We start from the raw sequence: 22324 nt of genomic DNA on the forward strand, positions 1-22324 counted from the left end.
AGGTTCGGCGAGGTGACGATCAGAGAAGACTTCCTGACCACCGCCCGCACCGCGCTCGGCCTGCTGCGCCACGAGCAGGTCGGGAAGCACTGGGAGCGGCCCAGCGCGTTGCCGGAGTTCGGCGTCAGCGGCCTGGCCGGACACCTCGCGTACCAGGCGCTGCCGCTGCCCGGCATGATCGCGGCACCCCTCGGCGACGAGCCGGTCGTCTCGCTGATGGAGCACTACGAGCGGGCGAAGTGGACCGACCTCGACGTCGACTCCGAGTTCCACACCCGCATCCGCGCGGGCGGCGAGAAGCTCGCGGCCCAGGGGCGGACCGACCTCTGCGCGCGGTTCGAGCAGGTGCTCGACGAGCTCGAGAAGTCGTTGCCGGGCTTGGAGAACCGGGGCGTGCGCATGCCGCACTGGGGACCGTGGGCCGTGCCGCTGGACGAGTACCTCGTGAGCCGGCTGATGGAGTTCGTCGTGCACTCCGACGACCTCGCGGTCAGCGTCGGCGTGGAGACGCCCGAGTTCCCGCGCCGCGTCAACGAAACGGTGATCGACCTGCTGACGCGGATGTCGTTGAACAAGCACCGCGCCATCGACGTGGTGCGCGCGCTCAGCCGCAAGGAGCGCGCACCGCAGGACATCACCGCGTTCTAACGACGGCACACCATCAGCAGTGCGAGCTTGCCGGGCAGCATGATCTCGTCGGTCGCCACGAACCCACCGGCCTCGAACGACTTGATGGCGCGCGTGTTGCGCACGTCCGGTTCGAGCACGATCCGGGTGCAGTGCGGGTCGGCCTCGAACAACGCGTCGGTGAGGCGGGGGAGCAGGGACCGCACGAGCCCGCGGTCGGTCATCGCCAGCTCGCCGACCGCGAGGTTCAGCCCGAGGTCGTGCGGCCGCGCCCGGTAGCCCTGGGCGACCGCGTGCCGCGCGGCCCGGTAGACCTCGGCGTAGATCACCGGCCGGCCGTGCCAGCTGATCAGCAGGGGCCGCACGTCGTCACCCGCCAGGTGGCCGCGCAGTTCCTCCTCCCAGCGCGGGAGCGTCCACGCCTGCCGCCAGAACGCGGCCACGTGCGGGGCCTGGTTCCAGCGGTGCACGAGGTGCAGGTCGTAGCCGTCCGGCCGGGCCAGGCGCGCGTCCCAGGGCATCGACAGCTCGGGCACGGGCGGCGCGTCCGCGGTCAGTCGACGCCGGTAGGAGTCCAGGTGCGTCACCGGCTTCACGGGGCCTCCTGCGCGGATCAACTTAGGGTTGCCTAACTTCAGCCTGGCAAGGCCGCCGTGTCAAGCCCTGTGTGACGGGTATTTCACAGGCTGTGACGGGCACGCGTCAATGAGTTGTCCCGTACCTTCTCGTCATGCAGGAGACCCAGCGCGAACCCGTGCCGCGCGTCGACACCGGCGAGCTCGACGTCGCGCGCGCGTTCCTAGCGTTCCAGCGCCACTGCGTGCTCAAGAAGGCCGAGGGGCTCACCGACGAGCAGCTCCGCCGGTCGGTGGTCGCGAGCGGCACCTCGGTCCTGGGGCTGGTCCAGCACCTGGCCGGGGCGGAGCGCTTCTGGTTCGCCCACACCGTCGGCGGCGGCGCCGAACCCGCGGACGACGCCCTGAGCATGACGGTGTCACCGGACCGTTCGGCGGCCCGGGTGATCGAGGACTACCGCGCGGCGATCGCCGCCAGCGACCGGGTCGTCGAGGCCGCCGCGAGCCCGGAGGCGCTCACCGCGATCCCGATCGACGGCACGCCCAAGTCGCTGCGGTGGGTCCTCGCGCACATGACCGCCGAGACCGCCCGGCACGCCGGTCACGCCGACATCATTCGTGAGCAGATCGACGGCGCCACCGGTCGTTGAAGATCAACAAATGGTGCCGCCCAGTCGGGTGTCGGACCCACCCGGTAATCTCACCCGCAACCAAGCCTGAACGCCTGTTCACCAGGAGGATCTGTGTCGCCAGGGTGGCTCGCCGCCGGTGCCTTCGTGCTGCTCGTGATCGTGCTGGTGTTCGTGGGCATCAAGGCAGCGCGGTTCTTCGACGAGGCGACGATCGCGATGCGCAAGGCGCACGAGAACACGGACCCGTTGTTCACCGAGGCCAACACGACGCTCACGCACGTGAACACGCAGCTGGAGCGCGTCGACGGCATCACGGCCAACGCGCGCGCCGTCACGGGCAACGTCTCGGCGCTCACCAGCCTGTTCACCGCCACGCTCGGCGGCCCGCTGGTCAAGGCCGCCGCGCTGTCCTACGGCGTGAGCAAGGCCGTCAAGGCCCGCCGCAAGGCGGCCGAGCAGCCGAACAAGCACGCCAAGCGCCGCCCGAAGCGAGGTGGGCGATGAGCCGCCTCTTCTGGTTCGGCCTGGGTGCCGCGGCCGGTCTCTTCGCCGCGAAGAAGGCCGCCGAGGTGACAAAGCAGGCGACTCCTGCCGGTATCGGCGCTAACGTGGGTGAAGGCCTGCGCGAACTCGCCGGCGCCATCGGTTCCTTCGGGGCCGAGGTGCGCGCGGGAATGGCCGAGCGGGAACAGGAGTTGCAGGACACCGTGGAACGTCAGACGGGATTCACGCCGGGGCGTCGAGCGCCCAGGGCGAACGGAAAGCACTGACCGTTCGCCTCCTTGTCGTGCCCTGACCTTCCCCAGCAACACACTTAGGAACTTCCCGTGCAGACCCACGAGATCATCAAGCGCTTCCGCGAGCACTTCGAGAACGCCGGGCACAAGTACATCCCCAGCGCCTCGCTGCTGCTCGACGACCCCAACCTGCTGTTCGTCAACGCCGGCATGGTGCCGTTCAAGCCGTACTTCCTCGGCGAGGCCCCGCCGCCCGCCCCGCGGATGACGAGCATCCAGAAGTGCGTGCGCACCCCCGACATCGACGAGGTCGGCAAGACCACGCGCCACCTGACGTTCTTCCAGATGGCCGGCAACTTCTCGCTCGGCGACTACTTCAAGGAAGACGCCATCCGCCTGGCCTGGGAGCTGATCACCAAGTCCCAGGACGAGGGCGGCTACGGCTTCGACCCCGAGCGCATCTGGGTCACCGTCTACGAGACCGACGACGAGGCCATCGAGCTGTGGCAGAAGGTCGCCGGCATGCCGCTGGAGCGCATCCAGCGCCGCGGCATCGAGGACAACTTCTGGTCGATGGGCGTCCCCGGCCCGTGCGGCCCGTGCTCGGAGATCTACTACGACCGCGGCCCCGCCTACGGCAAGGAGGGCGGCCCGGTCGTCGACGAGGACAGGTACCTGGAGATCTGGAACCTCGTCTTCATGCAGAACATCCGCGGCGAGGGTGGTGCCAAGAAGGACTACCCCGTCATCGGTGAGCTGCCGTCGAAGAACATCGACACCGGCATGGGCGTCGAGCGCGTCGCCTACCTGCTGCAGGGCGTCGACAACGTCTACGAGACCGACCTCGTCCGCGCCGTAATCAACAAGGCCGAGGAGCTCTCCGGCCGCAAGTACGGCGCCAACGAGACCGACGACGTCCGCTTCCGCGTCATCGCCGACCACGCCCGCAGCGGTGTGCTCCTCGTCGGCGACGGTGTCACGCCCGGCAACGAGGCCCGCGGCTACGTGCTGCGCCGCCTGCTGCGCCGCATCGTGCGCTCGTCGCGCCTGCTCGGCGTGACCGAGCCGGTGCTGCAGACGTTCGCCGAGGTCGTCCGCGACTCGATGGGCGAGGCCTACCCCGAGCTGGTCACCGGGTTCGCCCGCATCCAGCAGGTGCTCAAGGCCGAGGAGGACACCTTCCTCCGCACGCTCGACGCCGGCTCGCGGATCTTCGAGAACGCCGCCGGCGAGGTCAAGGCCGACGGCCGCGCCACGCTGCCCGGTGACAAGGCCTTCCAGCTGCACGACACGTACGGCTTCCCGATCGACCTGACACTGGAGATGGCCTCCGAGGCCGGCCTGTCGGTCGACGAGGACGGCTTCCGCAAGCTGATGGCCGAGCAGCGCGCCCGCGCCAAGGCCGACGCCGCCGGCAAGAAGACCGGTCACGGCGACCAGTCGGTCTACCGCGAGCTGCTGGAGCAGGGCCCGACCGAGTTCACCGGCTACACCGAGCTCGCCTCCGAGGCCACGCTGCGCGGCATCGTGCTGAACGGCGCTCGGGTGAAGTCGGCTCGCGAGGGCGACATCGTCGAGGTCGTCCTCGACCGCACGCCGCTCTACGCCGAGTCCGGTGGCCAGGAGTCCGACGCCGGCACGATCGTCACGGCCAACGCCGAGCTCGAGGTGCTCGACGTGCAGAAGGTCGCCCGCAAGCTGTGGGTGCACCAGGTGCGCGTCCGCTCCGGCGAGGTCAGCGAGGGCGAGCACGTCGAGGCCCGCGTCGACCCGGAGTGGCGCGTCGGTGCCCGCCAGGGCCACTCGGGCACGCACGTCGTGCACGCCGCCCTGCGCCACGTGCTCGGCCCGTCGGCCCTGCAGAGCGGTTCGTACAACAAGCCCGGCTACCTGCGCCTCGACTTCGCCTGGACCGGTGGCCTGTCCGCCGAGGCCAAGAGCGAGATCGAGGAGGTCTCGAACCTCGCCGTGCGCCGCGACCTGCCGGTCAGCGTCGTCTACACCGACATGTCCGGTGCCCAGGAGATGGGCGCCGTCGCCCTGTTCGGCGAGACCTACGACGAGACGGTGCGCGTCGTCGAGATCGGTGGCGAGTGGTCCCGCGAGCTCTGCGGTGGCACCCACGTCGAGCACTCGTCGCAGATCGGCCCGATCACCCTGCTGGGTGAGTCGTCGGTCGGCTCCGGCGTGCGCCGACTGGAGGCCTACGTCGGCATCGAGGCCATGCGGTTCCTGGCCAAGGAACGCGCCATCGTGCAGAACCTCTCCGACATGCTGAAGGTCGGTTCCGAGGGCCTGCCCGAGCGGATCGAGTCGCTGGTCGAGCGCCTGAAGACCGCCGAGAAGGAGCTGGAGAAGGTCCGCGCCGCCGAGCTGCTCGGCAACGCCGGCGCCCTCGCCGACAAGGCCCTGGACATCCGCGGCCTGTCGCTCGTGGCCCTGGGCCTTGAGGGCGTGTCGGGCAACGACCTGCGCACCCTCGGTGGCGAGGTCCGCAACCGCCTGGGCAGCAAGCCCGGTGTGGTGGCCCTGTTCTCGACCGACGGTGACAAGGTGAGCTTCGTGGTGGCCACCACGGCCGCCGCCCGCGACATGGGTCTCGCCGCCGGCAAGCTCGTCCCGGTGTTCGGCCCGGCCATCGCCGCCCGCGGTGGCGGCAAGCCGGACCTGGCCCAGGGCGGTGGCACGAACCCGGCCGGCGTTCCGGAGGCCGTCACGGCCCTGACGAACGAACTGGACAAGGTGCTTGAGCAGCGCTGATGTTGCCGGTGTCGACGATCCGGGCCTCGGACGGAGGCTCGGCGTCGACGTCGGATCGGTTCGCGTGGGTATTTCGCTCAGCGATCCATCCGCTTTTCTCGCGACTCCGCTGGTTACCCTGCAGCGTGACGAGAAGAAGGGCTCCGACCTCACGGAGCTCGTACATCTCGTCGCCGAGCATGACGTCGTCGAGGTCGTGGTCGGCTTACCGAAGACACTGGCAGGCAAGCACGGGCCCGCTGCCGAGGCAGCGACCGCGTACGCTGCGGCCTTGGCCGGGCGCATCGCGCCGGTGCCGGTGCGGCTCAGCGACGAACGACTGACGACCGTCGTGGTGAGCCGAGTGCTGGCGCAGCGCGGTGTGAAGGGCAAGAAGCAGCGTGCCGTGGTCGATCAGGCTGCCGCTGTCGAGATCCTGCAATCTTGGCTGGACGCACGGGCACGTTCGGTGTCCGCCCGAAAGGACGAGGCGTGAGCGGCGACGATCTCGGGTTGTTCACCGACCCCGACGTGGACGAGCGGCGGCCGGCGAAGAAGCGCGACCGCCAGCGCGAGATCGCGCGGGCCAAGGCGAAGAAGCGCAAGAAGACGGTCCTGTGGCTGGTCGTCGCGCTGGTCCTCGCCGTCGGCATGGGTGGCGCCTACTACGGCTACACCGAGCTGCGCGGCATCGGCTCGTACGAGGACTACGCGGGCGCCGGCGAGACCGACACGATCGTCGAGGTCCAGGACGGCGACGTGGTCAGCAAGATCGCGTCGACCCTGCAGGAGAACGGCGTCGTCGCGTCCTCCACCGCCTTCATCCAGGCCAGCAAGACCGACGCCCGCGTGACGTCGATCCAGCCCGGCTTCTACCTGATGAAGACGAAGATGTCGGGCCAGAACGCCGTGGCCAAGATGATCGACCCGAAGACGCGCGTCCCTGCCGTCCAGATCGTCGGTGGCCTGAAGCTCACCGACATCCAGGCGAACGGCAAGACCGTCCCGGGCGTCTACTCCCAGCTCGCCGCCGCGAGCTGCACCGAGAAGGACGGCCAGAAGGTCTGCCTGACCGCGGACGAGATCAAGGCCGCCGCCGAGCAGACCGACCCGGTCGCCCTCGGCGTGCCGGACTGGGCGCTCGCCGACGTGAAGCGCGCCGATCCGCAGTTCCGGCTCGAAGGCCTGATCATGCGCGGCGTCTACCAGGTCAAGCCGGGTGTCAGTGCGGTCGAGCTGATCCGCAGCGTCGTCGTGTCCTCGGCCCAGAAGCTCCAGGGCGCCGGCATCCCCGGCGGCACCATGAACACCGGCTTCCGCCCGTACGAGGTCCTCGTGATCGCGTCGCTGATCGAGAAGGAAGCCATCGAGCAGGACTTCGGCAAGGTCTCGCGGGTCATCTACAACCGCATCGCGAAGCCCATGGCCCTGCAGTTCGACTCGACCATCAACTACAAGAACAACCAGCCGCACATCCGCACCTCCGACGCGGACCGCGCGGCGAACCAGCCGTACAACACGTACAAGAACCAGGGCCTGACGCCGACCCCGATCGGGTCGCCGTCGCAGCAGGCCATCGCCGCCGCGATCAAGCCCGAGGCCGGCGACATGCTGTACTTCGTGAAGTGCCAGACCAACGGCGCGTCGTGCTTCGCGAACACGTTCGAGGAGCACAACGCGAACGACCAGAAGGCCCAGAAGGACGGCATCTACTAGTGGTGCGCAAGGCCGCGGTGATCGGTTCGCCGATCGAGCACTCGCTTTCCCCCGTGCTGCACAACGCCGCCTACGCGGCCCTGGGCCTCGACTGGGAGTACACGAGGCTGGAGTGCACCGAGGCCGAGGTGCCGGCCCTCGTGTCGTCACTGGGCCCCGAGTGGGTCGGCCTGTCGTGCACGATGCCGACCAAACGCGCGGCGCTCGCGTTCGCCTCCGTGGTGACGCCACGCGCCTCGGCCGTCGGCGCGGCGAACACGCTGGTGCGGCACGGGTCCGAGTGGCACGCCGACTGCACCGATGTGGACGGTGTGGTCGGAGCGTTGCAGGAGAAGGGTTTCTCGTCCGGCTCGCACGGCGTGGTGCTGGGGGCCGGTGGGACGGCCACCGCGGCGTTGGCGGGGTTGGCCGCTCTGGGGATCTCCTCGGTTTCCCTTGTGGTGCGCGATTCTTCGCGTGCCGGCGAGGCTGTCTCGACGGCCGCTCGGGTGGGCGTCGCGGTCGAGGTGCTGGAGCTGTCCGCTGTGGACCTTGGGGTGCTCTGCGGGGCTGCGGACGTGGTGGTGTCCACTGTGCCCGCGTCGGCCACCGTGCCGTTGGCCGGGTTCTTGGCCCGCGCGCCCTACGTGCTGGACGTGATCTACCACCCGTGGCCCACGCCCGTCGCGTCTGCGGTGGAGGTTGCCGGCAGCCGGCTCGCCACCGGGCTGGACATGTTGCTGCACCAGGCTTTCGGGCAGGTGGAGCAGTTCACCGGGATGGCCGCGCCGCAGGACGTGATGAGGGAAGCGCTGGCGTCCGCGCTGGCTGCTCGGGCGTAACTTTCGGCTTGATCATTCGGCTGGGCGTGTTTTTCGGGGCTGCTGTTGTGGTTGGCTTGCGGAGACTCGTTTGGCTGCGGACGATGTGCCACTCGGCCGGAGCCATCGCATGCCGGTGATCACCTTGGGAGCCTTGGGAGAGCCGGTGGGTGGGGCGCACGGGTGTGCCTGCCGGGAGCCTCGCTTGGGCGCGTGGGCTACCGGTTCCGGCACTACGGCCACCTGTGCGTCCTGCCCCTGATCGCTGGTCACCTGCCGTGCGTCCCGTCGCCTTCCAGCGTGGTCACCGTGGCTCGTACCGGGCCGGTGCCGGGCATCGCCGCTTCGCGACGATTGCGATTGGGGCTTGACTTCGGGGCCCTTGCGAGGCCTTCCTCGGCCTAGAAAAGCCGGGTCTGTACAGCCCGGCCGAGGGTCAAGTTTAAGGCCTCGCACCCAAAGTCAAGCCCCAATCGCCGTCGTGGTTGCGTCACCACCACTTGACCGACATCCAGTGCGCACACGCCTCGGCTTCGCCATTGCGTGAGGCGGCGGGTGCTCGCTTTCCCCTTCACCCGGCAGCCTCCACACCTAGGATCTCCCTGTGGAGATTCCTGGCCTGGGAGCCGTGACCGAGGACGACTACGAAGGCCTCGCCAGCGCGCCCATCCCCGTCCCGGTCCTCGGCGGCGCCCCCTTCGTGTTCCACGTCGAGGGCTACGAGGACGACCCCGCCCCCGAGGACTTCCACGAAGCAGTCAAAGCCTTCCTAGCCCTCACCCCGAGCGACCTGGACGAGGCCGCGCAGGGCGTCTTCCAGTACTACCGGCACATGGGCGAGGTCTTCGGCGACGGCCTCGACGACTTCCCCCGCATCGCAGGGCCGGAAGATGTCTGGGACCACGTCACGTTCGAAGGGCACGACATCGCGGTGTCGAGGGACGCCGCGGGCGGTCCCGTCTACGTGTCCCTCGAAGCCGAGTGTGCGTGGGAGGTCGAGCACGGGCTGCAGGTCGTGTTCCGCCGCGGTGCCCGCGTCACGAAGGTCGGGCCGTACGACGGGCACCTGACGAACACGGACGACGTGCTGTACGAGCACTAAGGGCAGAGGTCGTCCGGGACCGGTTCCACGCCTGCCACCTTCGCCCGGCTCGCCAGTGCCGTGCAGTGCACCTGGAAGGCCGCCCACTTCGAGGTCGGCGGTGCCACCTCCTGCGGCATCACGATCACACCCAGGACGTCGACGGCCTTGGCTGTCGTCGTGGGGAGTTCGCTGGTCAGGCCCAGCTTCTTCTCCTCCTCGTTCGGGCCGGTCAGGAGGAGGTTCATGGCTGTGGTGATGTCCACGAGGCCGGTGTGGTCGCGGGTGCGGCGGACCAGGCCGTCGCCCTGGGCGTTGACCAGGTAGATGGTCACCTGGTGCTCGGAGACCGTGGGGGCCTCCGCGCCGGTCAGGATCGGGGTTGGGCGGATGCCGCAGGACGTGAGGGTCGCTAGGGCAAGCGCAAGGTGAAGACCGCGCCGCCGGTGGGGGCGTTGGCCGCCTCGATGGTGCCGCCGTGCAGGCGTGCGTTCTCCCATGCGATCGCCAATCCCAGTCCGCTGCCCTCGGAACGGGAGCGGGCCGTGTCTGCCTTGTAGAAGCGGTCGAAGATGTGGGGGAGGGCGTCCGCTGGGATGCCCGGGCCGTGGTCGGCAACCTCGATCGTGCCTGGCCGCACCGTCACGTGGACGGGGACGCCGCCGTGCTTCAGGGCGTTGCCGACGAGGTTGGCGACGATGACGTCCAGGCGGCGGCGGTCGACTCGTGCCACCACGCCCTCGGGCAGTGAGGCCTGCACCGACTCGGTCCAGCCTCGGGCGGCGAGGGTGTCGCGGACGGCCGTGCCGATGTCCCAGTCGTCGAGTTCCAGGAGGTTGCGGCCCTCGTCGAAGCGGGAGATCTCCATCAGGTCGTTGACCAGGCGGGTCAGCTTGCGCGTCTCCGCGGAGACCAGGCGGGCCGCGACGGCCGTGTCCGGCGGGAGCGTGTCCGCGTCCTCGTCCAGGACCGCCGTCACGGCGTTCATCGCCGTCAGCGGTGTGCGGAGTTCGTGGGACACGTCCGCGACGAACCGGCGGGAGGCGGCCTGGGAGGCCTCCAGCTGCTCCGCTGCGCGGTTGAACGTGCGGGCGAGGTCAGCGAGTTCGTCGGAGCCGCGTTCGTCCACTCGCGTGTCCAGGCGGCCCGAACCGAGTGCTCGGGCGGCGGTGCCCAGGCGGCGGACCGGGCGCAGGACGCCTCGTGCCGTGAAGAGCGCGAGGCCCAGGGCCAACGGGACCACGAGGCTCACGCCGACCCAGGCCGCGGTCGAGAAGCTGTCGATGGCCGTCTGCGGGCCTTTCAGGTACTGCAACGCCCACACCTCGACGCCTGTCGGCGTGCCGTCCGCACGGACCAGAGGGATGCCCACGACGACGTACGGGTCCGTCAGGTCCGTGCGGCGCTGCCAGAGCGTCGTCCTGCTCGTCTTCAGCATCTGACGCATGTCGGCCGGGATGAACGACGGGTCGGCGCCCGCTTTGGAGCGCAGGTTCTCGTAGACCACCACCGCCGACCCGCGCAGGTACTGGCCGAACTCGTCCAGGTCCGCCTGCGCCGGCGGCACGGTGAGGCGGGGCGCGTAGTCGCGGACGTCCGCCACCAGCGGGTTCATGAAGTTGTCCTGCGCGTCCTCCAGCAGCAACGTGCGGGCGGTCGCGTAGGAGGCACCCGCGGCTCCCACCGCGCCGAGCACCGTGAGCAGCAGGAACGCGGCCATCAGCCGGGGGCGCAGGCCGCGCAGCAACGACCTCATCGGGGGCCGAAGCGGTAACCGAAGCCGCGCACCGTGTGCACGTAGCCGGGGTCGGAGGGCACGTCCTCGATCTTCGCGCGCAACCGCTGCACGCACGCGTCGACGAGCCGCGAGTCGCCGAGGTAGTCGTGCTCCCACACGGCCTCGAGGATCTGCTGGCGGGTCAGGACGCGGCCGGGGGTGCGCGACAGTTCGAGCAGCAGCTTGAGCTCGGTCGGGGTCAGCGCGACCTTCACGTCGTTCTTGAGCACCTGCAACCCTGCCCGATCGATCACCAGCGAGCCGTGCCGCTCGACCGACGACGGCTCGGACACCGTGCGGCGCAGCACGGCCCGGATCCTCGCCTCCAGCACGCGCGGTTCGACGGGCTTGACCACGTAGTCGTCCGCGCCCGCCTCGAGGCCCGCGACCACGTCGAAGTCGTCGCCGCGCGCGGTGAGCATGATGATCGGCACCTCGGCGTGCGTGCGCATCCGGCGGCACGTCTCGAAGCCGTCGATGCCGGGCAGCATGATGTCGAGGACCACGATGTCGGGGCGGGACTCGCGCAGCTTCGCGACCCCGTCCTCGCCCGTTTCCGCTGCTCGGACGTCGTGTCCCTGGCGGCGCAACGCCAGCCCGAGTCCTTCACGCACCGAGGGGTCGTCCTCGACCAGCAAGACCATCGCCACGAGATCCATTATCGGCGGGAGGCGGCACCGTCGCTGGATCTGTAGCGGAACCATGACATGGCGTGGACGTTCCCATGGACCGGCTCGCGGAATCTCGAACGCATGGCCGGAAGTTTGCTGGGATTCCTCTTCACGTACTTCACGCTGGTATGGACGTCGTTCGGGCAGAAGGCGGAGAACGCCGCGTTGCCCGAGCTGTCACTGCAACGCTCGTGGGCGTCCAACGTGGACATGGCGATCCTTGTCGCCGCAGTCCTCGTGGTTCTCTTCGCCCGCAAGAAGTCCCTCGCGCCGTTGCTGCTGCTCGGCGGTTCGGTGCTGGGTGCGCAGGTCCTCAAGCTCTACGTGCTGGTGCGGCCGCCCCTGGACGACGACGCCGTGCTGGTGCACAACAGCTTCCCGAGTGGACACACGACGGCCGCGGTGGCGTCGGTGATCGCGGTGACGATGGCCGTGCCGCGCCGGTTCGCACCGGTCGTGGCGGTGCCGGGGGCGATCGGCGCGGGGCTGGTCGCGGCGGAGACGGTGTCGCTCGGCTGGCACCGGTTCAGCGACACGCTCGGGGCGGCGCTGCTGGTCTCGACGCTCGCGTTCCTGCTGCTGCGCAAGTGGACCGCGGGGCTGGTCGTGCCGCCCGTGCTGGCCGTGGGCGGTGTCTGGCTGATGGTGGACCACCCGCAGGCCACGCCGTCGACCTTGGCCGGCGTCGTGACCGCGGGTGTCGTCCTGCACTTCGGGTGGGCCGTGAGTGGTCTCGGCCGTCGGGGAGACCGAGACCACTCACAGCCGGGATCACTCGTCGTGGTCGGTGGCGATCAGTTCCGCGATGGCGTCGAGAGCGGCGTCCGCTCCGTCCCCCTCGGCGCTGAGCACCACCTCGTCACCGTGCATGGCGCCCAGGGTCATCAGACCCAGAACACTCGCCGCGTCAACGGCTTCGCCGCCGTCCTTGGCGATGCTGACCGTCACCGGCTGGTCGGCGGCGGCCTTCGCCAGCAGTGCGGCCGGTCGGGCGTGCAGTCCGACCTTGCTGGCCACGGTGACCCGTCGCTCGGCCATGATGATTCCCTTCGGTAGAACTGGTTGTGCTTACTGCTGGTCGCGCTTGGTGCGAGTCTCGCGCACCGCGGTGTCACCCGCGCTGCCGACCACGCTCTCGTCGGCCTCCGGCGACTCGTCGTCCTCGCGTCCCGGCGTCTTCAGGTTCCACTTGGTGATGACGAAGCGGAACAGGAAGTAGTAGATCACCGCGTAGATCGCGCCGAGGATGATGAGCAGCCACGGCTTCTGCGCGATGTTCCAGTTCAGGATGAAGTCGATCGCACCGGCGGAGAACGAGAAGCCGTCGTGCGCGCCCAGGGCGTTCGAGATCGCCAGGGAGCTACCGGTCAGGATCGCGTGGATCACGTACAGCGGCCACGCCACGAACATGAACGCGAACTCGAGCGGCTCCGTCACACCGGTGATGAACGCGGTGAGGGCGGCGGAGCCCATGATGCCGCCGATGAGCTTGCGCTGGCTCGGCCGTGCGGTGTGCACGATCGCGAGGGCGGCGGCCGGGAGGGCGAACATCAGGATGGGGAAGAAGCCGGTCTGGAACGTGCCGGCGGTCGGGTCGCCCTCGAGGAAGCGGGGGATGTCACCGGTCTTGCCGTTGTACTCGCCGAACTGGAACCACACGACGTTGTTGACGATGTGGTGCAGACCCAGCGGGATCAGCAGGCGGTTGACGACACCGTAGATGAACGCACCGATGATCGTGCTGCCCGTGACCCACTCACCGATGGCGGTCAGGCCCGCGTCGAACCACGGGTAGACCAGGCCGAGCAGGACGCCGACGAGCGTCATGACGCCGGCGACGATGATCGGGACGAACCGGCGGCCACCGAAGAACGCCAGGTACGGGGGCAGCTTGATGCGGTGGTACTTCTGCCAGAGCAGGGCGGTCAGGATGCCGACGACGATACCGCCGAGGACACCGTAGTTGATCACCTCGGGCTTGGCGGCCGGGTCGGTCGGCTGGTCGAGGACCAGCGGCGACATGGCCTTGAACACGCTGGTCAGCACGACGTAGCCGACGACGCCCGCGAGCGCCGTGGAGCCGTCACCTCGCCGCGCGAAGCCGACGGCGATGCCGACGGCGAACAGCAGCGCGAGGTTGCTGAACAGCGCGTCACCCGCGGCACCGATCACCGAGGCGACGGCGTTCCAGCCGAGACCCTTCTCACCCAGCATGTCGGGCTGTCCGAAGCGGAGCAGAAGACCTGCCGCGGGCAGCACGGCGATCGGCAGCATGAGGCTGCGACCGAAGCGCTGCAACGTGGCGAGGCCCTTGATCTCACGACCACCGGTTGCGGCGTCCGTGCTCATCGGGTTCCTCCCTTGGCGGAGTCGAGGCCGGAACCCGGGTCGGTCCGGTCGAGTTGCATGGTCACCTGGTAGAGATCGCCCCGGTACCAGGAAGTCACGTCCTCGCAGGGCTTGCCGTCGGAGCTGGCCACCCTGCGGAAAACGAGGAGCGGGCTGCCCTTGCGGACGTCGAGCGCCTTCGCGGTCTCCGCGTCGGCGGTCTCGGCCCACACGGTCTGCCGCGCGTGGTCGAGCTGGATCCCGTACCGGGTCGCGATGATCTCGTAGATCGACCCGGTCAGATCGCATCGGTCGAGCTCGGGAAGCATGTGCGGGCTGTACCAGCCGGCCTCGAGCGCCAACGGGGCCCCGTCGGCCTTGCGCAGCCGCACGACGCGGTACGCGTACTCGTCCGGTTCGAGGCCGAGAGAGGCCTTCGAACCCGGTGCCGCCTGGCCGCAGCTGATCACCTCGGTGCTGGGTTCGACCCCGCGCTGCTTCATGTCCGAGGTGAACGAGGCCAGGAAGAGCTGCAGGTCGTAGCGCCTCTTGGCGGTGAACGTCCCACGGCCCTTCGCCCGCGTGAGCAGGCCTTCGGCGACCAGTTGGCCGACTGCGGCCCGCACGGTGATGCGAGAGACTCCGTACCGCTCGGCCAGATCGCGCTCGGACGGAATCGGTGAGCCGGGTGCGAGCTCCTGTTCGGCCAGCCGCCGCAGGATCTCGCGCAGCTGCGCGTGCTTCGGCTTGGGACCTTCCACGATCTCGTTCACTCGCTCACCTCCTCGCTAGTGGTACTTTCCGGTCTAGACCAGTTGGTGCGGGAGAATGCTCCGCGCACCGAGCGGGTGTCAACCGCTGTTACGGGAACGAGAGGTACGAACGTGGCTGACGAGAAGGCTCAGGGGATCCTCGCGGCGCTGGGCGGGCGCGACAACGTGATCGAGATCGAGCCCTGCATCACCCGCCTGCGCTGTGAGCTCGAGGACGGGTCCGTGGTGGACGAGAAGGCGCTGAAGGCGTTGGGAGCGCACGGAGTCATGCGTTCCGGCAACGTCGTCCAGGTCGTCGTCGGGCCCGAGGCGGACACCATCGCGTCGGACATCGAGGACCTCCTGTGAGCGTCCGCGTCGGCAGCCCCGTGGCCGGGCGCGTGGTCGCGCTCTCCGAGGTTCCGGACCAGGTCTTCGCCGAGGCCATGGTCGGCCCCGGTGTGGCCGTCGAGCCCGTCCGGTCGAAGGCCGACGTGGTCTCGCCGCTCGACGGCACGGTCGTCACGCTGCACCCGCACGCGTTCGTGGTCGCCGGTGCAGACGGCGCCGCGGTGCTGGTCCACCTGGGCATCGACACCGTGAAGCGCAAGGGCGAGGGCTTCGAGCTCCACGTCGTCAAGGGCGAGCAGGTCCAGGCCGGTCAGAAGATCGTGACGTGGGACCCGGCCGAGGTCGAGGCGGCCGGGTTCGCGCCGATCTGCCCGGTCATCGCGCTCGACGCGGCGGCGGAGACGCTGGGCGACCTGGCGCTGGGCGTGGACGTCGCGGCGAACGACGCGCTGTTCGACTGGACCCGCTGAGCCGGTCAGTTCGTTCCTCCGGCGAACCCGTGCGTGAACGGTCCGTTCACCACATGCCGGGATTTGGCCCAAGCCGTGCCGAGCAGGACCGTGGTCCCCATGACCACGGTCCTGCTCGCGTTCGCACTCGGTTCCCTGTGGACGGTCGCCGCCGTCCTGGACGCCCCACCCTCGTCGTTCCTGCTCGCCTGGTTCGGCATCGTGCTCGTGATGATCGACCTGCGGCACCACCGGTTGCCGGACGCGCTCACCCTCCCGTTGGGCGCGGCGCTGCTGCTCCTGCAGTTCCACGGGCTGGGAGCGGCGGCCCTCACGGCGCTCGTTTTCGGTGGCGCGCATCTCGCCGTGCGCCGGTACCGGCCCGCGCTGATGGGCGGCGGCGACGTGAAGCTCGCGTTCGGGCTCGGCGCGGCGCTCCCGCTGCCGTCACTCCTACCTGCGGCGATCCTGTCGAGCGCCGTCACGCTCGTGATCGCGGCGTGCAGACGCACCCGCGCCGTGCCGCACGGACCGGGCCTGCTGGCCGCCACCTGGGCGTTGACGACGCTGTGAAAGGATTGTGAACGTGCTGCGCTGGATCACCGCTGGAGAGTCACACGGCCCCGCCCTCGTCGCCGTCCTGGAGGGCATGCCCGCCGGGGTGGAGGTGACCACCGAGGACCTAGTCGCCCAGCTCGGGCGCCGCAGGCTCGGGTTCGGTCGCTCGCCCCGCATGGGCTTCGAGCAGGACGAGGTCGAGATCCTCGGCGGCGTGCGCCACGGCAGGACGCAGGGTGGTCCGATCGCCGTGACGATCGGCAACTCCGAGTGGCCCAAGTGGCAGACGGTCATGTCGCCGGACCCGGTCGACCCCTCGCTGCTCAAGCCCACCGGCCGCAACGAGGCGCTCACCCGCCCGCGGCCCGGCCACGCCGACCTGCCCGGTATGCAGAAGTTCGGCTTCGACGAGGCCCGCCCGGTGCTGGAGCGCGCCTCCGCCCGCGAGACCGCCGCGCGCACCGCTCTCGGCACGGTCGCCCGCCAGTTCCTGCAGCAGCTGCTCGGCGTGCAGGTCCTCAGCCACGTGGTGTCCATCGGCAAGGCCGAGACGCCCGAGGACGCCGGTCTGCCCACTCCGGACGACCTCGCCGCGATCGACGAGTCGCCCGTGCGCTGCTTCGACCCGCGCGGCACCGACGCGATGGTCGCCGAGGTCGAGGCCGTCAAGGAGGCCGGTGACACGGTCGGCGGCGTCATCGAGGTGCTCGCCTACGGACTCCCGCCGGGCCTCGGCTCGCACGTGCACTGGGACCGCCGCCTCGACGCGCGCCTGGCCGCCGCCCTGATGGGCGTGCAGGCGATGAAGGGCGTCGAGATCGGTGATGGCTTCACGTCGGCGAAGCGCTGGGGATCGCAGGCGCACGACGAGATCGACCGCGGCAGCGGCCCGGTCGGCGTCACCCGCCGCTCGAACCGCGCCGGTGGTCTCGAGGGCGGCATCACCAACGGCGAGATCCTGCGCGCCCGCGTGGCGATGAAGCCCATCTCGACCGTCCCGCGCGCACTGTCCACCGTGGACGTCCGCACCGGCGAGCCCGCCGTCGCGATCCACCAGCGCTCGGACGTCTGCGCCGTGCCGCGCGCCGGCGTCGTGCTGGAGTCCGTGGTGGCGCTGGTGCTGGCCGAGGCCGCGCTGGAGAAGTTCGGCGGCGACTCGCTCGACGAGACGCGCCGCAACGCCCACGCGTACCTCAAGGCGCTGGAAGCCCGCTGGGAGGGCATGTGAGCCCCCGGTACGTGGTGGTCGGTCCTCCCGGAGCCGGGAAGACCACCGTCAGCGAAATGCTGGCCGCCCGGCTCGGCCTGCCGTTCCGCGACGTGGACGCCGACATCGTGGCGCTCGCGGGCAAGCCGATCTCGGACATCTTCACCTCCGACGGCGAGCCCGCTTTCCGCGCCATGGAAGAGGAAGCGGTCGCCAAGGCGCTCGTCGAGCACGAGGGCGTGCTGGCGCTGGGCGGGGGAGCGGTGCTGTCCGCCACGACCCGTGAACGCCTGCGCGAGCACACCGTGGTGTTCCTGAACGTGGGCATGGCCGAGGGCGTGCGCCGCACCGGGCTCGCGTCCAACCGCCCGCTGCTGACCGGCGTGAACCCGCGCGCCACGTTCAAGGCGCTGCTGGACGCGCGCCTGCCGCTGTACCGCGAGGTCGCGACGGTCGAGGTCCTGACGGACGCGCTCGATCCGGAGCAGGTGACCGACGCGGTGATCAAGGGAGTTGGGGAATGACCGAGCCGCTGACCGTCGAGGTCAACGCCGAGAAGCCGTACGTCGTCGTGATCGGCCGCGGGCTGCTGGGCGAGATCGTCGCGCACCTCGAGGGCACGGCCAAGGTCGCGATCGTGCACCAGCCGACCCTGGCCGCCACGGCCGAGGTGCTGGTCGACGAGTTGAAGGCGACCGGCATCGACGCGCACCGCGTCGAGGTGCCCGACGCCGAGGACGGCAAGGACCTGGCCGTCGCGGGCTTCTGCTGGGACGTGCTCGGCAAGATCGGCCTGTCGCGCTCCGACGTGGTCGTCGGCCTCGGCGGCGGCGCCGTCACGGACCTCGCCGGGTTCGTCGCGTCCACGTGGATGCGCGGCGTGCGCCTGGTCAACATCCCGACCACCATGCTCGGCATGGTCGACGCCGCCGTCGGCGGCAAGACCGGCATCAACACCGACGCGGGCAAGAACCTCGTCGGCACGTTCTACGAGCCCGAGGTCGTCTTCGTCGACCTCGCGACGCTGGAGACGTTGCCGCGCAACGAGCTCATCGCCGGCATGGCCGAGGTCGTGAAGGGCGGCTTCATCGCCGACCCGGTCATCCTCGACCTCATCGAGGCCGACCCGCAGGCCGCCCTGGACCCGACCGGCGACGTGCTCGCGGAGCTCGTCCGCCGCAAGATCCAGATCAAGGCCGACGTCGTCTCGAACGACCTGCGCGAGTCGTCGCTGCGCGAGATCCTCAACTACGGCCACACCCTCGGCCACGCCATCGAACGCCGCGAGCGCTACCGCTGGCGCCACGGCGCCGCCATCAGCGTGGGCCTCGTCTTCGCCGCCGAACTGGCCCGCCTCGCCGGCCGCCTCGACGACGAGACCGCCGACCGCCACAAGCGCGTCCTCGAACTGCTGGGCCTGCCGACCACCTACGACCCGGACGGCCTCCCGCAGCTGATGGAGGGCATGAAGGTCGACAAGAAGAACAAGGCGGGCGTGCTCCGCTTCGTCGTCCTCGACGGCCTCGCCAAGCCGGGCCGCCTCGAAGGCCCGGACCCGGCCCTGATCGCCGCCGCGTACTCGGCCGTCGCCTCCGAGCCCAAGTCCGCGGGCGGGACGGTGCTGCTGTGAAGGTCCTCGTCCTGAACGGCCCGAACCTCGACCGCCTCGGCACCCGCGAGCCGCTCATCTACGGCAGCACCACGCACGCCGACCTCGTCGAGATGTGCGTGGCCGAGGGCAAGACCCTGGGCTTCGAGGTGGAGGTCCGCCAGACCGCCTACGAGGGCGACATGGTCAAGTGGCTGCACGAGGCCGCCGACACCTCCACCCCCGTGATCCTCAACGGCGCGGCCTGGACGCACTACTCGATCGCGATCCGCGACGCCTGCTCGCAGCTCACCGCGCCCCTGGTCGAGGTGCACATCTCGAACATCCACCAGCGCGAGGAGTTCCGGCACCACAGCGTCATCTCGGCGGTGGCGAGCGGCGTGATCGTGGGGCTGGGCGTGGAGGGCTACCTGCTCGCCCTGCGCTGGCTGTCGCTCAGGAAGTAGCGCGCACCGGGTGGCGCATCCAGAGGTTCGTCTCCTCGTAGACGCCCTGTTCGCGCTCCCGGTCGATCTCGACGAGGTCCAGCCCGCCGGCGACGACGTACCGCCCGCTGTGCGGGAAGGCCATCCCGGTCCACCTCTCCCACTCCGCGACGGTCCCGGTCACGACCATCGACCGTGGCGCGGGGCCGAGGATCGTGGCGCCGAGCCGCTGGTGCGTGCGGATCCACGGGTCGACGTGCAGCCCGTCCTCGCGGGTCCACCGCTGGAACTCGTCCATGGACGTCAGCGGGTGGTCCGCCTTCGACGTTGGCCGCACCGGCACGACCACCCGCGCGAGCCCGTCCTCGGCGGCCCGTTCGCGCAGCCCGGTCAGCACCCGCCCCGCCAGCCCGCCACCGATCCGATCGGCCCGCACGGTCGCCGCCACGACGCACAGGGTGTCCGGCACGACCCCGCTCTCGTGCCCGGCGACCGCCGCGACCAGCGCGCCGTCGTACCCGCCGTCCGGCAACGTCGACGGCTCGCCGTCCCACCGCAGCGCCACCGCCGTCGCGCGCGCCAGCACCAGGTCGTCCTCGACCAGCAGCACGTCGTAGCGCGGGAAGTACTCGGCCACGGCGGCGCGGTGGGTGGCCGGGACCTGCCCGCGCAGCACGAACGGCGGCCAGCCGTCCCGCAGCGCGGCCTGCGCGGCACCCTGCAGATCAGGGCGCGAGGCGTTCGAGACGATCTCCACCCGGTCGATCGTAGGAAGGCGCGGAATGCTGCATCACGTCGAACTGTGGGTGCCCGACCTGGCTCGGGCCGAGTCCACCTTCGGGTGGATCTTCACCGAACTCGGCTGGACCGAGCACCAGCGCTGGCCCGTCGGCGTCAGCTGGAAGCACGGCGAGACCTACGTCGTGGTCGAGCAGTCCCCGGCCATCACCGGCCCCCACGACCGCATGAAGGCAGGCCTGAACCACCTCGCCCTCCACGCGGGCACCCGAGCGACCGTCGACCGCCTCACCGGAGAATCCGAGGCCCACGGCTGGAAACTCATGTTCGCGGACCGCCATCCTCACGCGGGAGGACCGGACCACTACGCCGCGTTCCTGGAGAACGAAGACGGCTTCGAAATAGAGCTCGTAGCAGGCTGAACGTGTAAAGATGCCGCTCGTGCCGAGACTGCTCATCGCCGCGTTCGCCCTGCTCCTCGCCGGGTGCGCGGCCTCGCCGGAGCCCGCTCCCGTCAGCAGCGAGACGACCACGTCCGCGACCGAGCAGTTGTCGGACCAGGAGCTGCAGGCGAAGTGGTGGACCTGGGCCGCGTCGAGCCCGGAGAGGCGCAACCCCGTCGTCGACGACACCGGGCAGTGGTGCGCGGAGAACCAGCCGCAGGACGTGTGGTTCTTCGCCGGCACGTTCGGCGGCTCGGTGGCCCGCAAGTGCCGCGTGCCCGCCGGCCGGCCGCTCGCCGGTCCCGCGCTGAACCTCGCCGCGTCGGACTCGGACTGCGCGGCGTTCATGGAGACCGCCAAGGGCTCGGTGACGCTCGACGGGCAGCTGGTGGAGCTGCGGCGGATCGCGCCGGTCGCCATCACCTTCCAGGCGGTGGAGGGCAACGCGGTCGGGCGGCCGCAGGGGCGGGTCGCGGTGCAGGGGTGCGGGCTGTGGGCGTGGATCCCGCCGCTGTCGCCGGGCGAGCACGAGCTCGAGGTCAAGGGGGAGTCGGGCGACTTCCAGACATCCGCGCGCTACCTGCTGACGGTCAGCTCCTCGGACTAGCCTTCTGCGCGAGGAACCCGCCGAGCAGCATGCCGAGGCCGGCCGGGGCGAGGATCAGCAACGCCGTGAACGCGGCGCCGCCGGTCAGCGCCACCCACAGCGCCTCCTGCCCGGTCTGGTCGACCAGCAACGCCGACCCGATCACGCCGAGCGCGCCCGCGAACGGACCGGCGATCAACGACGCGATGAACCACTGCATGCCGCGCCCGTCCAGGTCGCGCAACGTGTCCACGGCGCCCCACAGCACCGCGGCGACGATCAGCAGCGCCAGGGCGATCGGCCGGACCGACGACGCCTCGGGGCTGCGCACGCCCACCGCGGCCACTCCGGTCTGCACGGCCCCGTGCAGGAGCCCCATCCACAACGCACGGACGAACCAAGGACTCATGCGGACAGCTTAGGACTGGCCGTACGCTGCGAGACATGTCGTCGTACGCCGCACGCCGAACCGCACTGCGCCGGGAGCTCCAGTCCACGAACCTGGACGCGCTCCTCGTGACGAACCTGCTGAACGTCCGGTACCTGACGGGGTTCACCGGGTCGAACGCCGCGGTCCTGGTCCGCGCGGACGGCGACGACGTCTTCTGCACCGACGGCCGCTACCTCACCCAGTCGGCGAAGCAGGTGCCGGACCTGGAACGGCTCATCGACCGGCCGTGCGACACCGCGCTCGCGGCCAGGGCGAAGGGCCGGCTCGGGTTCGAGAGCCACCACGTCACGGTCGACGGGCTCGACGAGCTCACGGCCGCCGCGGGCAAGGCGGAGCTGGTCAAGGCCGGTGGCCTGGTCGAGAAGCTGCGGCTGGTCAAGGACGAGGTCGAGATCGAGGCGCTGCGGATGGCGTGCGCGGCGGCGGACCGGGCGCTCGCGGCGTTGATCGGGCACGGCGGCCTGCGGGCCGGCCGGACCGAACGCGAGGTCGCGCGCGAGCTGGAGAGCCGCATGCTCGACCACGGCGCGGCGGGCCCGTCGTTCTCCTCGATCGTGGCGTTCGGCGCGAACTCGGCCGTGCCCCACCACTCGCCGACGGACGCGGTGCTGCACCCCGGCGACTTCATCAAGCTCGACTTCGGCGCGCTGGTCGACGGCTACCACTCCGACATGACCCGCACGCTGGTGCTCGGCAAGCCCGCCGACTGGCAGCGCGACCTGTACGACCTGGTCGCGCGCTCGCAGGCCGCCGGCCGCAACGCCCTCGCGCCCGGCGTGAAGGTCAGCGACGTCGACCGCGCCTCGCGCGAGGTGATCGAGAAGGCCGGGCACGGGGAGGAGTTCCTGCACGGCCTCGGCCACGGGGTCGGGCTGGAGATCCACGAGGCACCGGCTTTGTCCAAGGCGGGTGCCGGTACACTTTCGGCCGGTATGGCGGTCACCGTCGAGCCCGGCGTCTACTTGTCGGGGCGGGGCGGGGTCCGCATCGAGGACACCCTCGTGGTCCGCGAAAGCGGTCCGGAGCTCCTCACCCTGACCACGAAAGAACTCGTGGTCGTCTGACACCCCCG

28 protein-coding genes and 1 pseudogene are annotated in these 22324 nt (G+C 70.3%); 20 read left to right on the top strand and 9 right to left on the bottom strand.

The window, feature by feature from the left end:
- The first annotated feature begins 12 nt into the window (after nt 1-12).
- Nucleotides 13-648, top strand: coding sequence for a maleylpyruvate isomerase N-terminal domain-containing protein (locus ABZX02_RS32945; RefSeq protein ID WP_355304080.1), 636 nt, complete (start codon nt 13-15; stop codon nt 646-648).
- On the opposite strand, the gene ABZX02_RS32950 is transcribed toward ABZX02_RS32945, so the two are convergent.
- Nucleotides 645-1223: a GNAT family N-acetyltransferase gene (locus ABZX02_RS32950; RefSeq protein WP_355304082.1), complete on the bottom strand. Its 579-nt coding sequence runs from the start codon at nt 1221-1223 to the stop codon at nt 645-647. The genes ABZX02_RS32945 and ABZX02_RS32950 overlap by 4 nt on opposite strands.
- 134 nt (nt 1224-1357) lie before the next feature.
- On the opposite strand from ABZX02_RS32950, the gene ABZX02_RS32955 reads away from it, so the two are divergent.
- From ABZX02_RS32955 to ABZX02_RS32990, 8 genes are all read left to right on the top strand, one after another.
- Nucleotides 1358-1852: a DinB family protein gene (locus ABZX02_RS32955; protein WP_355304084.1), complete on the top strand. Its 495-nt coding sequence runs from the start codon at nt 1358-1360 to the stop codon at nt 1850-1852.
- 93 nt (nt 1853-1945) lie between these two features.
- Nucleotides 1946-2338, top strand: coding sequence for a DUF948 domain-containing protein (locus ABZX02_RS32960; protein WP_355304086.1), 393 nt, complete (start codon nt 1946-1948; stop codon nt 2336-2338).
- Nucleotides 2335-2604, top strand: coding sequence for a hypothetical protein (locus ABZX02_RS32965; protein ID WP_065920541.1), 270 nt, complete (start codon nt 2335-2337; stop codon nt 2602-2604). The genes ABZX02_RS32960 and ABZX02_RS32965 overlap by 4 nt, the downstream gene beginning before the upstream one ends.
- Before the next feature lie 57 nt (nt 2605-2661).
- A complete protein-coding gene (gene alaS, locus ABZX02_RS32970) occupies nt 2662-5331 on the top strand; it encodes an alanine--tRNA ligase (RefSeq protein WP_355304088.1) in 2670 nt (889 codons plus the stop codon).
- Nucleotides 5318-5806: a Holliday junction resolvase RuvX gene (ruvX, locus tag ABZX02_RS32975; RefSeq protein ID WP_355304089.1), complete on the top strand. Its 489-nt coding sequence runs from the start codon at nt 5318-5320 to the stop codon at nt 5804-5806. The genes alaS and ruvX overlap by 14 nt, the downstream gene beginning before the upstream one ends.
- Nucleotides 5803-7026, top strand: coding sequence for an endolytic transglycosylase MltG (mltG, locus tag ABZX02_RS32980; protein WP_355304091.1), 1224 nt, complete (start codon nt 5803-5805; stop codon nt 7024-7026). Before ruvX ends, mltG begins: the two co-directional genes overlap by 4 nt.
- Nucleotides 7026-7847, top strand: coding sequence for a shikimate dehydrogenase (locus tag ABZX02_RS32985; protein WP_355304093.1), 822 nt, complete (start codon nt 7026-7028; stop codon nt 7845-7847). Before mltG ends, ABZX02_RS32985 begins: the two co-directional genes overlap by 1 nt.
- Nucleotides 7848-8430: 583 nt before the next feature.
- Nucleotides 8431-8928 carry a hypothetical protein gene (locus ABZX02_RS32990; RefSeq protein ID WP_355304094.1) on the top strand — a complete coding sequence of 166 codons (498 nt, stop codon included), beginning with the start codon at nt 8431-8433 and terminating at the stop codon, nt 8926-8928.
- On the opposite strand, the gene ABZX02_RS32995 is transcribed toward ABZX02_RS32990, so the two are convergent.
- The 3 genes from ABZX02_RS32995 to ABZX02_RS33005 form a co-directional block, all read right to left on the bottom strand.
- Nucleotides 8925-9242 (bottom strand): hypothetical protein, encoded by a 318-nt coding sequence (locus tag ABZX02_RS32995; protein WP_355304096.1) that lies wholly within the window; start codon nt 9240-9242, stop codon nt 8925-8927. The two genes, ABZX02_RS32990 and ABZX02_RS32995, sit on opposite strands and share 4 nt — an antisense overlap.
- A 77-nt stretch (nt 9243-9319) precedes the next feature.
- A complete protein-coding gene (locus ABZX02_RS33000) occupies nt 9320-10663 on the bottom strand; it encodes an ATP-binding protein (protein WP_355304098.1) in 1344 nt (447 codons plus the stop codon).
- The gene (locus ABZX02_RS33005) at nt 10660-11334 is read right to left on the bottom strand and encodes a response regulator transcription factor (RefSeq protein ID WP_355304100.1); all 675 of its coding nucleotides are present in this window, start codon (nt 11332-11334) and stop codon (nt 10660-10662) included. The genes ABZX02_RS33000 and ABZX02_RS33005 overlap by 4 nt, the downstream gene beginning before the upstream one ends.
- Nucleotides 11335-11565: 231 nt before the next feature.
- Between ABZX02_RS33005 and ABZX02_RS33010 the strand changes: the two are divergent.
- A pseudogene (locus tag ABZX02_RS33010) lies at nt 11566-11928 on the top strand (phosphatase PAP2 family protein); the annotation flags it as partial.
- Between the two features lie 198 nt (nt 11929-12126).
- Here the strand turns inward: ABZX02_RS33010 and ABZX02_RS33015 are convergent.
- The 3 genes from ABZX02_RS33015 to ABZX02_RS33025 are packed head-to-tail and all read right to left on the bottom strand — an operon-like array spanning nt 12127 to nt 14456.
- Nucleotides 12127-12393 (bottom strand): HPr family phosphocarrier protein, encoded by a 267-nt coding sequence (locus ABZX02_RS33015; RefSeq protein WP_170176508.1) that lies wholly within the window; start codon nt 12391-12393, stop codon nt 12127-12129.
- A 30-nt stretch (nt 12394-12423) separates the two neighbouring features.
- Nucleotides 12424-13704: a PTS transporter subunit EIIC gene (locus ABZX02_RS33020; RefSeq protein WP_355304102.1), complete on the bottom strand. Its 1281-nt coding sequence runs from the start codon at nt 13702-13704 to the stop codon at nt 12424-12426.
- Nucleotides 13701-14456, bottom strand: a complete 756-nt coding sequence (locus ABZX02_RS33025; protein WP_355304104.1) for a GntR family transcriptional regulator — start codon at nt 14454-14456, stop codon at nt 13701-13703. Before ABZX02_RS33025 ends, ABZX02_RS33020 begins: the two co-directional genes overlap by 4 nt.
- 111 nt (nt 14457-14567) lie before the next feature.
- Between ABZX02_RS33025 and ABZX02_RS33030 the strand changes: the two genes are divergently transcribed.
- The 7 genes from ABZX02_RS33030 to aroQ all read left to right on the top strand — a co-directional run bounded on the left by ABZX02_RS33030 (nt 14568) and on the right by aroQ (nt 19055).
- Nucleotides 14568-14804, top strand: a complete 237-nt coding sequence (locus ABZX02_RS33030) for a PTS glucose/sucrose transporter subunit IIB (protein ID WP_355304106.1) — start codon at nt 14568-14570, stop codon at nt 14802-14804.
- Nucleotides 14801-15256 (top strand): PTS glucose transporter subunit IIA, encoded by a 456-nt coding sequence (locus ABZX02_RS33035; protein ID WP_355304108.1) that lies wholly within the window; start codon nt 14801-14803, stop codon nt 15254-15256. The genes ABZX02_RS33030 and ABZX02_RS33035 overlap by 4 nt, the downstream gene beginning before the upstream one ends.
- Before the next feature lie 99 nt (nt 15257-15355).
- Nucleotides 15356-15808, top strand: coding sequence for an A24 family peptidase (locus ABZX02_RS33040; protein ID WP_355304110.1), 453 nt, complete (start codon nt 15356-15358; stop codon nt 15806-15808).
- 13 nt (nt 15809-15821) lie between these two features.
- Nucleotides 15822-17021 (top strand): chorismate synthase, encoded by a 1200-nt coding sequence (gene aroC / locus ABZX02_RS33045; protein WP_355304112.1) that lies wholly within the window; start codon nt 15822-15824, stop codon nt 17019-17021.
- A complete protein-coding gene (locus tag ABZX02_RS33050) occupies nt 17018-17524 on the top strand; it encodes a shikimate kinase (RefSeq protein ID WP_355304114.1) in 507 nt (168 codons plus the stop codon). The genes aroC and ABZX02_RS33050 overlap by 4 nt, the downstream gene beginning before the upstream one ends.
- Nucleotides 17521-18630, top strand: coding sequence for a 3-dehydroquinate synthase (aroB, locus tag ABZX02_RS33055; RefSeq protein ID WP_355304116.1), 1110 nt, complete (start codon nt 17521-17523; stop codon nt 18628-18630). The genes ABZX02_RS33050 and aroB overlap by 4 nt, the downstream gene beginning before the upstream one ends.
- Nucleotides 18627-19055: a type II 3-dehydroquinate dehydratase gene (aroQ, locus tag ABZX02_RS33060; RefSeq protein ID WP_355304118.1), complete on the top strand. Its 429-nt coding sequence runs from the start codon at nt 18627-18629 to the stop codon at nt 19053-19055. Before aroB ends, aroQ begins: the two co-directional genes overlap by 4 nt.
- On the opposite strand, the gene ABZX02_RS33065 is transcribed toward aroQ, so the two are convergent.
- Nucleotides 19045-19791 (bottom strand): Long-chain-fatty-acid--CoA ligase, encoded by a 747-nt coding sequence (locus tag ABZX02_RS33065; protein ID WP_355304120.1) that lies wholly within the window; start codon nt 19789-19791, stop codon nt 19045-19047. The two genes, aroQ and ABZX02_RS33065, sit on opposite strands and share 11 nt — an antisense overlap.
- Nucleotides 19792-19816: 25 nt before the next feature.
- Between ABZX02_RS33065 and ABZX02_RS33070 the strand changes: the two genes are divergently transcribed.
- Nucleotides 19817-20194: a VOC family protein gene (locus ABZX02_RS33070; RefSeq protein WP_355304121.1), complete on the top strand. Its 378-nt coding sequence runs from the start codon at nt 19817-19819 to the stop codon at nt 20192-20194.
- 19 nt (nt 20195-20213) lie between these two features.
- On the top strand, nt 20214-20822 hold the full coding sequence (locus tag ABZX02_RS33075) for a hypothetical protein (RefSeq protein WP_355304123.1): 609 nt from the start codon (nt 20214-20216) through the stop codon (nt 20820-20822).
- Here ABZX02_RS33075 and ABZX02_RS33080 read toward each other — a convergent pair.
- On the bottom strand, nt 20806-21210 hold the full coding sequence (locus ABZX02_RS33080; RefSeq protein ID WP_355304125.1) for a B-4DMT family transporter: 405 nt from the start codon (nt 21208-21210) through the stop codon (nt 20806-20808). The genes ABZX02_RS33075 and ABZX02_RS33080 overlap by 17 nt on opposite strands.
- Before the next feature lie 35 nt (nt 21211-21245).
- Here ABZX02_RS33080 and ABZX02_RS33085 point away from each other — a divergent pair, with 35 nt between their 5' ends.
- Nucleotides 21246-22316 carry a Xaa-Pro peptidase family protein gene (locus tag ABZX02_RS33085; protein WP_355304127.1) on the top strand — a complete coding sequence of 357 codons (1071 nt, stop codon included), beginning with the start codon at nt 21246-21248 and terminating at the stop codon, nt 22314-22316.
- The last annotated feature ends 8 nt before the right edge of the window (nt 22317-22324 follow it).

The sequence above is a fragment of the Lentzea sp. NPDC003310 genome, from assembly GCF_040610935.1.
Classification (GTDB): Bacteria; Actinomycetota; Actinomycetes; order Mycobacteriales; family Pseudonocardiaceae; genus Lentzea.

What these genes read in the sequence shown, in the direction of transcription:
- ABZX02_RS32955 (WP_355304084.1), top strand. Translation starts at nt 1,358, where the DNA reads ATGCAGGAGACCCAGCGCGAACCCGTGCCGCGCGTCGACACCGGCGAG.
- ABZX02_RS32965 (WP_065920541.1), top strand. Translation starts at nt 2,335, where the DNA reads ATGAGCCGCCTCTTCTGGTTCGGCCTGGGTGCCGCGGCCGGTCTCTTC.
- ABZX02_RS33000 (WP_355304098.1), bottom strand. Translation starts at nt 10,663, where the DNA reads ATGAGGTCGTTGCTGCGCGGCCTGCGCCCCCGGCTGATGGCCGCGTTC.
- ABZX02_RS33015 (WP_170176508.1), bottom strand. Translation starts at nt 12,393, where the DNA reads ATGGCCGAGCGACGGGTCACCGTGGCCAGCAAGGTCGGACTGCACGCC.
- ABZX02_RS33020 (WP_355304102.1), bottom strand. Translation starts at nt 13,704, where the DNA reads ATGAGCACGGACGCCGCAACCGGTGGTCGTGAGATCAAGGGCCTCGCC.
- ABZX02_RS33040 (WP_355304110.1), top strand. Translation starts at nt 15,356, where the DNA reads ATGACCACGGTCCTGCTCGCGTTCGCACTCGGTTCCCTGTGGACGGTC.
- aroB (WP_355304116.1), top strand. Translation starts at nt 17,521, where the DNA reads ATGACCGAGCCGCTGACCGTCGAGGTCAACGCCGAGAAGCCGTACGTC.
- ABZX02_RS33070 (WP_355304121.1), top strand. Translation starts at nt 19,817, where the DNA reads ATGCTGCATCACGTCGAACTGTGGGTGCCCGACCTGGCTCGGGCCGAG.
- ABZX02_RS33080 (WP_355304125.1), bottom strand. Translation starts at nt 21,210, where the DNA reads ATGAGTCCTTGGTTCGTCCGTGCGTTGTGGATGGGGCTCCTGCACGGG.
- ABZX02_RS33085 (WP_355304127.1), top strand. Translation starts at nt 21,246, where the DNA reads ATGTCGTCGTACGCCGCACGCCGAACCGCACTGCGCCGGGAGCTCCAG.